General features: G+C 73.7%; 6 protein-coding genes. All 6 read left to right on the top strand.

Translation table 11 applies throughout. The features are described from left to right. Positions 1-57: 57 nt before the first annotated feature. The 6 genes from OG251_RS18125 to OG251_RS18100 all read left to right on the top strand — a co-directional run bounded on the left by OG251_RS18125 (position 58) and on the right by OG251_RS18100 (position 9,067). Positions 58-759, top strand: a complete 702-nt coding sequence (locus OG251_RS18125) for a thioesterase II family protein (protein ID WP_326678170.1) — start codon at positions 58-60, stop codon at positions 757-759. A gap of 47 nt (positions 760-806) precedes the next feature. Beyond that, positions 807-1,631: a mycofactocin-coupled SDR family oxidoreductase gene (locus tag OG251_RS18120; RefSeq protein ID WP_326678169.1), complete on the top strand. Its 825-nt coding sequence runs from the start codon at positions 807-809 to the stop codon at positions 1,629-1,631. Between the two features lie 30 nt (positions 1,632-1,661). Beyond that, positions 1,662-4,853: an amino acid adenylation domain-containing protein gene (locus OG251_RS18115; RefSeq protein ID WP_326678168.1), complete on the top strand. Its 3,192-nt coding sequence runs from the start codon at positions 1,662-1,664 to the stop codon at positions 4,851-4,853. 47 nt (positions 4,854-4,900) lie between these two features. Continuing rightward, a complete protein-coding gene (locus tag OG251_RS18110; protein WP_326678167.1) occupies positions 4,901-6,706 on the top strand; it encodes a non-ribosomal peptide synthetase in 1,806 nt (601 codons plus the stop codon). Further along, positions 6,703-7,905 carry an NAD(P)/FAD-dependent oxidoreductase gene (locus OG251_RS18105; protein ID WP_326678166.1) on the top strand — a complete coding sequence of 401 codons (1,203 nt, stop codon included), beginning with the start codon at positions 6,703-6,705 and terminating at the stop codon, positions 7,903-7,905. The genes OG251_RS18110 and OG251_RS18105 overlap by 4 nt, the downstream gene beginning before the upstream one ends. A gap of 334 nt (positions 7,906-8,239) precedes the next feature. Further along, positions 8,240-9,067 carry an alpha/beta fold hydrolase gene (locus tag OG251_RS18100; protein ID WP_326678165.1) on the top strand — a complete coding sequence of 276 codons (828 nt, stop codon included), beginning with the start codon at positions 8,240-8,242 and terminating at the stop codon, positions 9,065-9,067. The last annotated feature ends 13 nt before the right edge of the window (positions 9,068-9,080 follow it).

The raw sequence follows: 9,080 nt of genomic DNA, 5'->3' as shown, positions 1-9,080 counted from the left end.
ACCCCGGGCCGGACACGGCCCGACGGTGCTCACCCGACAGCAGAAAGAGGAGTGAACATGCCCCGAACGACGGTTCTCTGTGTTCCGTTCGCCGGTGCGGGAGCCTCGGTCTTCCGCCCCTGGCTCCCGCTCTGCGAGAACCGCTTCGACCTCGCGGCCGTCCAGCTGCCGGGCCGCGAGCAGCGTTTCGCCGAGGAGCCCTACCAGGATGTGGCGGTGGCGGTCGAAGGGCTGATGCCCGAGGTGCTGGAGCGGGTCTCCGGCGGGGGGCCGGTCGTCCTCTTCGGGCACAGCCTCGGCGCGGTGCTGTCCTACGAGATCGCCCACCGGCTGGCCGCGACCGACGGGGTCGAGCTGGCCGCGCTGGTGGTCAGCGGTTCGCCCGGTCCGTGGACCCGCCGGGAGAACGGCGCGAGCGGCCTGGACGACGAGCAGTTCCTGGAGCGGGTCAAGGAGTTCGCCGGGTACCGGCACGAAGCCCTTGAGGACCCGGAGATGCGCGAGCTGCTGCTGCCCTCGCTGCGGGCGGACGTCGAGATGCACGAGAGCTACGTCGCCCTGTCGGACACCCCGCTGCCCGTCCCGATCACTTCGGTGCGGGGCAGTACCGACACCCTCGTGACCCCCGACCAGGCCATGGAGTGGGGCAAGGCCACCGGCAGGGAGTTCGACTTCGTGGAGGTCGAGGGTGGTCACATGTATCTGGTCGACAATGCCGAGGGCCTGATCCGGGTACTCGCGGACGTCTGCCCCGGATGAGTGGAGCGGGCGAGTCTGCCGACCGCCCCCAACGTGAAGGAGTCCTGGTGCGCCTGCAAGGAAAGACCGTCATCGTGACGGGAGCCGCGCGCGGTGTCGGCCGTGCCTGTGCGCTGGCGTTCGCCCGGGAGGGCGCCGATCTGGCGCTGCTCGACGTGTGCGGCGACATCGACGGCGTTCCGTACCCGCTCGGCACCACGAGCCAGCTCGCACACACCGCCGGGCTGTGCCGTGAACAGGGGGCGGCCGTCCTCACGGCGGAGGCCGACATCCGTGACCGCGACGCGCTGCGCACGGCCGTGGACCGGACGGTCGAGCGGTTCGGCCGCGTCGACGTGCTCGTCAACAACGCCGGGATCGCGGCGCCTTCGGGAAAGCCGGCCCATGAGGTCACCGAGGACGAGTGGCAGGTGATGATCGACATCAATCTGACGGGCGCCTGGCGGATGACCTCGGTGGTGGGCCCCCTGATGCTCGCGCAGCGCTCGGGCAGCGTGATCAACGTGGCCTCCACCGCCGGTCTGGTCGGCTACCGGAACTTCGCCGGATACGCGGCGTCCAAACACGGGCTGATCGGCCTGACCAAGGCGACCGCGCTCGACTACGCGCCGCTGAAGGTACGGGTCAACGCCCTGTGCCCCGGCTCGATCCGGGACGACGACCGGGCCGAGGGCCGGATGCTCGCCGAGATCGCGAGGTCGCTCGACCTCCCGGTCGCCGAGCACGAGGAGACCTTCGTCCAGTCGCAGCCGATGAACGCGCTGATCGAGCCGGAGGACGTGGCCGGGGCGGCCCTCTGGCTGGCCTCGGACGAGTCCCGGCAGGTGACCGGCTCCGTGCTCACCGTCGACGGGGGCTTCACCGCTCGGTGAGGCACCGCAACCATGCCAAGGGAACCAGTCGTGTCGATCTCTGAACAGGACGCCGTCGCCGCTCTCACACCGGCCCGGCGCTCCGTCGTCCCTCCCCGTGACCGGGTCCGCGAGAGCGGCCCCGAAGCCCCCGGCGCGGTGTGCCACGCGCTGTGCGTGCGGCTCACCGGCACCGTGCGCGCGGACGCGCCGGACGGGCTGTCCCGGCGGTTCGCCTCCCTCGCCGCCGCGCTGCTGCCCGCCACCGCGACGGCAGCGGTCTTCCCGGCCGCCGCCCGGCTGTGGCGGCAGCCGGTGCCCTGCCGCTCCGACGCGCCCGACGCCGAGCGGTGGCGGACACGGGAGCTCGCCCGGCCGCTGGTCGCCCACCGGGACGCGGCGGTGCGCGCGGTGCTGCTGACGTACGCCGACGAGGTGGCCGAGCTGGTCGTGGTCGCGCACCGCGCGGTGCTCGGCGCCGGAGCGCTGCACGACTTCACCGCGGAGCTGCTGGGCCGTGCGCCGGTCCCCGCCGCCGGGGCGAGCGGCGACGGCCGGACCCCCGACCCCGCCGGGCAGGCCGCCGAACTGGCGGGCGGCCGGTTCGACGCCCGCCCGGACTGGGGGCTCGGCCGCCCGTCCGGCCCGGACGCGACGGCGACGCGCGTACGGACGGTGCCCGCCGGAGCCCCGGCGGGCGACACCGGGAGCTGGAGCGCCGCACTCGGCATCGTCCTCGCCCGCTACGAAGGACTCACCCGGCCCGTCCTCCCGGCGCTGGTCACCGACCCCTTCGACGCGTACGGCGCCGAGGGCGTCGCTCTCCTGGCGGTGGACGCCGACCCGGCGCACACGCTCGGCACCGTGGACAAGCGGGTCCGCGCGGGCCTGGCCGGCGGTCCGGCCTGGCACACCGAGGACCTGCGGCGGGAACTGGCGTCCGTGCTCGGTGACCAGGCGGCCATCCCCGCCGTGGGGATCGTCGTCCACGACGACGACGGCCCGGCGGACTTCCCCGGCGCGGACCCGGTCGCGTACCGGCCGTTCCAGTGCGCCCCGTTCCCGGTGACCCTCTCGGTGACCTACGACGCCGGGGGCCACCGGGAACTGCGCTGCGACTTCTCGACGCGGACCCTGCACGCGGACATCGCCGATCAGCTTCTGCGGCACGTCTGCCGGGTGCACCGGACACTCGTCGAGTCGCCGGACACCCCGGTCGCGGACGTGGAACTGCTGGACGAGGACGAGCTGGACAGGACGGCGGCGCCGGACCGTCACGACCCGGACCGGGCCGCCCGGCGGACGCCGTTCGAGCCCGAGCGGATCGACGCGGCGATAGCCGCCCTCGCGGCGTCCCGCCCGGACGCCGTCGCGGTGTCCTTCGAAGGCTCCCGGCTCAGCTACGGCGAGCTCGACGGGCGGGCCGACCGGCTCGCCCACGCCCTTCGCCGGCTCGGCGTGGCCGACGGCGACCGGGTCGGGGTGTGCCTGGAGCGATCGGCCGAGCTGATCGTCACCCTGCTCGCCGTGCTCAAGGCGGGCGCCACCTATGTGCCGATGGACCCCGCCTACCCGCGCGACCGGCTGTCCTACACCGCAGGTGACGCCGAACTCGTCGCGGTCGTCACCGACCTCGCGGACTTCCCCGGCCGTGACGGCGACGGCGACGGCGGTGACGGCCGTGGCGGTGACGGTGACGGCCGTGGCGGTGACGGCGGTGTCCGCGTGATCGGTACCGCCGCGCTCGCGGAACTGGCTCCCGAGGAGTGCGACGGACCGCCGCCCTCGGCGACCGGTCCGCGGGACCCGGCGTACGTCATCTACACCTCCGGTTCGACCGGGCGTCCGAAGGGCGTCGTCGTCCCGCATGTGAACGTGCTCGCCCTGATGGCCGCCACGACGGAGGACTTCGGCCTCGGCACGGACGACACCTGGACGCTGTTCCACTCCAGCGCCTTCGACTTCTCGGTGTGGGAGATCTGGGGCTGCCTGCTCACCGGCGGCCGTCTGGTCGTGGTGCCCTACTGGGTGTCGCGCTCGCCGGAGGAGTTCCACCGGCTGCTCGTCCAGGAACGGGTCTCGGTGCTCAGCCAGACCCCGTCGGCCTTCGCCCACCTGCTGGACGTCGAACGGGACGGCGCGGAGCCCGTCCCCGTACGCCTGGTGGTCTTCGGCGGCGAGGGGCTCGAACCGCGCATGCTCCTGCCGTGGTTCGACCGGCATCCGGAGACCGTGTGCCGGGTCGTCAACATGTACGGCATCACCGAGACGACGGTGCATGTGACCGCGCAGACCGTCACCAGGGCCGAGGCGCTCACCGGTTCGAAGTCGGTCGGACACGCCCTGCCCGGCTGGTGGGTGCGGATCGTCGACCCTGACGGCAGGCCCCTGCCGGTCGGGGTCGCCGGGGAGATCCAGGTCGGCGGAGCCGGGCTCGCCGCGCACTATCTGAACAGGCCGGAGCTCACCGGGCAGCGGTTCCTGAGCGATCCGCGCACCGGGGAGCGGCTGTACCGCAGCGGCGACAGGGGCAGGCTGCTGCCCGACGGCCGGCTGGAGCACCTGGGCCGGCTGGACAACCAGGTCAAGCTGCGCGGCTTCCGCATCGAACTGGACGAGATCCGCGCGGTGCTGCTGGACGATCCGCTGGTCGGCGCCGCCGCCGTCGTGCTGAACAGGACCGATCCGGAGGACCGGGCGACCGCGCAGCTCGACGCGTTCGTGGTGCTGGAGGGGGAGGACACCGCGGCCGTGCGGCAGCGGGCCGCCAGATATCTGCCCGAGTACATGGTGCCGTCGACGGTCACCGCGCTCGACCGGATGCCGCTGACCACCAATGGCAAACTCGACGCGGCCGGGCTGCCCCGGCCCGCCCCGGCGCCCCGCCCCGCCCGGCCGGACACCGCGCCCGCCCCCGCGTCCGCCGCCCCCGCGTCCGCCGTCGCCGCTTCCGCCGTCGCCGTGGAGGCGCCGGACACCGCGGACGGGAACGCGGACGCGGCCGGTGACATCTCCCCGGCCGCCCCGCAGGACGCGTTCGCGGCCGTGCTCCTCGATGTCTGGCAGGACGTGCTCGGCGTCCCCGTCGGGCCGGACGACAACTTCTTCGACCTGGGCGGCAATTCACTGCTGGCCATGCGGGTCGGCGCGGCGCTGCGCCGGCGCGGTGGCTCCACGGTCTCCATGCGCGACCTGTACATGTTCCCGACGATCCGCCGGCTGGCGGCCGGACGTGCCGGGTGAACCACCTGCCCACGAACACGAGGCGTCCCGTGAAGAGGGAAGACCCGATGGCTGCATCGCTCCTGCCCGATCTCTTTCAGCTCCAGGCGGCGCGCACCCCGCACGCCGTCGCCGTCCGCTCCGGCGGGCGGAGCCTGACCTATGCCCGGCTGAACGCTCACGCGAACCGGTTGGCGCACCATCTGATCGCCCGCGGTGTCGGCCCGGAGCACCTGGTCGGGGTACGGCTGCCCCGGTCGGCCGACCTGGTGGTGGCGCTGCTCGGGGTCCTCAAGTCCGGTGCGGCGTACGTCCCGATGGACAGCGACGCCCCGGCCGAGCGGCTGGCGTTCATCGTCGAGGACACCGGGCTGGACCTGGTGCTGGGCGAGTCGGCCGCACCGCGCGGGGCGGCCGGCGACCCGGAGACGCTGACGGTCGCGGGGGCCCTCGCCGCCGCCGGGGCGGACGGGTCGGCGGACCACGACCCGACCGATGCCGACCGGGCGGCGCCGCTCACCGCGGACAACCTCGCGTATGTCATCCACACCTCCGGATCGACCGGCCGCCCCAAGGGCGTTACCGTGCAGCACGACACCCTCGCGCGCTATCTCGACTTCGCGTGCGCGCAGTACCCGGGGCTGGCGGACGGGGCGCTGCTGCACTCCCCGGTGGCCTTCGACCTCACCGTCACCGCGCTGTACGGTCCGCTGCTCCTGGGCGGCTGCCTGCGGGTCGCGGAGCTGGACCGCGAACCGGCCGACGGCACGGCGGACGGACGGCCGGGCTTCGTCAAGGCGACCCCGTCGCACCTTCCCCTGCTGACCGCGCTGCCGAGTTCGCTCTCGCCCACGCGTGATCTGGTGGTGGGCGGCGAGATGCTGCTCGGCGACGTCGTCGAGCGGTGGCGCGAGACCCATCCGGGCGCGGCGGTCATCAATGAGTACGGTCCCACCGAGGCGACCGTCGGGTGCTGCACGTTCCGGATCGAGCCGGGGGACCGGATAGCGCCGGGCGCCACCCCCATCGGCGTACCGACGCCGGGCACCGAGCTGTATGTGCTGGACGAGCGGCTCGCGCCGGTCGGGGCCGGTACGGCGGGCGAGCTGTACATCGCGGGCGGCCAGGTCGCCCGCGGCTATCTCGACCGGCCCGGCCTCACCGCGGAACGGTTCGTGGCCGACCCCTTCGGCGGTGGGCGGATGTACCGTACCGGCGACATCGCCAGGGCGCGGCCCGACGGGGTGCTGGAGTACCTGGGCCGCACCGACGACCAGGTCAAGATCCGCGGCTACCGGATCGAGCTGGGCGAGGTCACCTCGGTGCTCGGCTCGCAGCCGGGGGTGCGGCTGGCCGCCGTGGTCGTGCGTGAGGACCGCTCCGGCGACCGGTATCTGGCGGGTTACGCCGTCCCCGCGGACGGGGCGCGGGTGGATCCGGCAGCGTTGCGCGAGGCGCTCGCGCGGGTGCTCCCCGCCTATATGGTGCCCGCGCGGATCATGGTGACCGGTGACCTTCCGCTGACCGCCAACGGGAAGCTCGACCAGGCCGCGCTGCCCGAACCGCCGGGCGCGGACGGGGCGCCGGGCGCGGAGCCGGAGACGGCGGCGCAGGCGCGGATGTGTGCCCTGTTCGCCGAGGTCCTCGATGTGCCCGCCGCCTACCTCGACGACGACTTCTTCGGCCGGGGCGGCGACAGCCTGCGGGCGGTCCGCCTGGCGTCCAAGGCCCGCAGGGACGGCTGGACCTTCGGCCTGCGCGATGTGCTGGAGCTGCGCACGCCGCGCGCTCTGGCCGCCGAGGTCCGGGCCGCCGAGCACCGGAGCGCCGAGGTCCGGGCCGCCGAGCCCGTCACCGGCGGAGCGGCGTCATGAGCGTCGGACGTGTGGTGATCGTCGGCGCCTCGGTCGGGGGCAGCCGGGTCGCGACGGGCCTGCGGGCGGCGGGCTACACGGGGGCGATAGCCCTCGTGGACCCGGACCCGGACGCGCCCTACGACCGGCCCCCGCTGTCCAAGCAGATCCTCGCCGGTGACTGGGCCCCCGACCGCGCGTCGCTGGGGGACCCCGTGCGGTGGCGGGCGGAACGGCATGTCGCCGCCGCCGGTTCCCTGGACCCGGCGAACCGGGTGCTGCGGCTGGCCTCCGGCGTCGCACTGCCCTACGACAGGCTGGTGCTGGCCTGTGGCGCCGCGCCCCGTTCGCTGCCCGGAATGCCGCTGCCGGGGGTGCACCTGCTGCGGACCATGGCGGACTCCCTGGCGCTGCGGGACCGTCTGGACCGCATCGGGTCCGGCCGCCTGGTGATCGTCGGCGGCGGTTTCGTCGGCGCGGAGGTGGCCTCCACCGCCCGCGCGCGCGGGATCGACGTGACGGTCGTGGAGGCGCTGCCCGCGCCGCTGTCCGGGCTGCTCGGCGAGGAGGTGGCCGCCGAACTGGCCCTGCTGCACGCGGACAACGGCGTGCGGCTGATGTGTGGCACCTCGGTCGGCGCTCTGGTGGGCGAACGGGAGGTCACCGGGGTGGAGTTGACCGACGGGACGACGCTGCCCGCGGACACCGTCGTGGTGGGCGTCGGGGTGCGGCCCGGCACGGACTGGCTGGCCGGCTCCGGCATCCCGCTGGACGCCGACGGCGGGGTGCTGTGCGACGAGTACTGCGCGGTCGACGCCGACCGGACGGTGTACGCGATCGGTGACGTCGCCCGGTGCCGTGATCCGCTGCTGGACCGGCACCCGCGGGTCGAGCACTGGACCAACGCGGTGGAGCAGGCGGACGTCGTCGTACGCAACATCCTCGAACCGGAGCCGACGGCGCACCGGCACGCGTTCTTCGTCTGGTCCGACCAGTACGGCGGCAAGATCGCGCTGCTCGGCCGCCCGGAACCGGGCGACGAGGCGGCCGTGGTGCGCGCCGAGGGTCCGCGCCGGAGGTTCGCCGTCGCCTATCTCCGGGGCGGCCGGCCGTGCGCCGCGCTGACCGTGAACTGGCCGAAGGCCCTGTTGGCCGCCCGCCGGTCGCTGGGCTCACCGGGCGGCTGTGACGACGTCGTCGCCGCTTGGAAGAATTTGTAGTCGCAGCTTGCTGAAAAGGCCCTGTCCGTACGCCGTGATTCTCCGGCACGATCGGACCAGCGCCGAGGGCAACCGGGGACCGCTTTTCCCATGAAGCCACCCGCCGGTCACCACAGGTGCTGAATCACTGCCTCTTCGTGAAGGGGTGCGCCCGCATTCTTCTCGACGTGGGCGTGGCACTTTCATTTTCTCGAATCAGCCGCTCCTGAAGGTCCGTTCGGCCCTCATTCATGGTGTCCATGTCTGCGGGCGATTTTGCCGGACCCGAAGGGCGCTCCGCCTTTCCTCCCCCGTTTCCCGCTTGCTATTCCCATTCCCTCGGAAGGGTTTTCCGGTGTTCCGAAACAGCGAGGTCGAGCCGCTCGTGGTCCGACAGCAAGGCGTTCCCGCGCAAGCGGGCCACCGCGCTCTGCTGTTGCACGGCCTCGGCAGCAGCGAGAGCTGCTGGGACTCCTTCCTCGCCCACCGGCCGCCGGGGCTCGACGTGTGGACGGCCGGTCTGCCGTGGCGGGCCGGCGGCCCGTACGCGGTGTCCGAGCGGGACGACTCGGCATGGATCGGTGAAGCGGTCGCCCGGGTCCCCGGCGGTGTCGACGTGGTGATCGCGCACTCCTACGCGACGCTGCTGCTGCTCGCTCTGCTCGCCGGCACGGCGTCCGAGGGCGCGGACCCGTGCGAGGCGCTGGGCATCCGGGCCGTGGTGCTGGTCTCGCCGTTCTTCCGGCAGGACCCGAAGGAGTTCGCCTGGGCCCAGCTGCCGGCGACCCTCGACGCGATGCGCCGCAGCGCGGACGAGAACATCCGGCTGATGTCCCGCAGCGGCCTGGACGCGGGTGTGCGGGCCGACATGGCCGAACTCGCCTGCGCACGGCTCGGGCCGCACTGGGCGGTCCGGTATCTCGACGCCTATCTGCGCACCCCCTTCCTGGCGGCCGGCCGGATCGGTCTGCCCGTCCATGTCGTCGTCGGGGACCGCGACACGATCGCGTCGCCCGCCGAGGGCGAGACCCTGGCCGGCGCGCTCGGCCACGCCTCGATCGAGCGGATCGAGGACTGCGGGCACTCCCCGATGGCCGAGCGGCCGGAGCGGTTCTCGCACGCTGTCCAGCAATTCCTCGCCACCCTGTCCGCCGGGCACACACCCCCGGCGACGGTCAACTGAGTACGGGAGCACA

Origin of the sequence: Streptomyces sp. NBC_01237 (assembly GCF_035917275.1) — a bacterium.
In the GTDB taxonomy this organism is placed as follows: Bacteria; Actinomycetota; Actinomycetes; order Streptomycetales; family Streptomycetaceae; genus Streptomyces.
This window is presented reverse-complemented; position numbering and strand designations above follow the sequence as displayed.

What these genes read in the sequence shown, in the direction of transcription:
- OG251_RS18125 (WP_326678170.1), top strand. Translation starts at nt 58, where the DNA reads ATGCCCCGAACGACGGTTCTCTGTGTTCCGTTCGCCGGTGCGGGAGCC.
- OG251_RS18110 (WP_326678167.1), top strand. Translation starts at nt 4,901, where the DNA reads ATGGCTGCATCGCTCCTGCCCGATCTCTTTCAGCTCCAGGCGGCGCGC.
- OG251_RS18105 (WP_326678166.1), top strand. Translation starts at nt 6,703, where the DNA reads ATGAGCGTCGGACGTGTGGTGATCGTCGGCGCCTCGGTCGGGGGCAGC.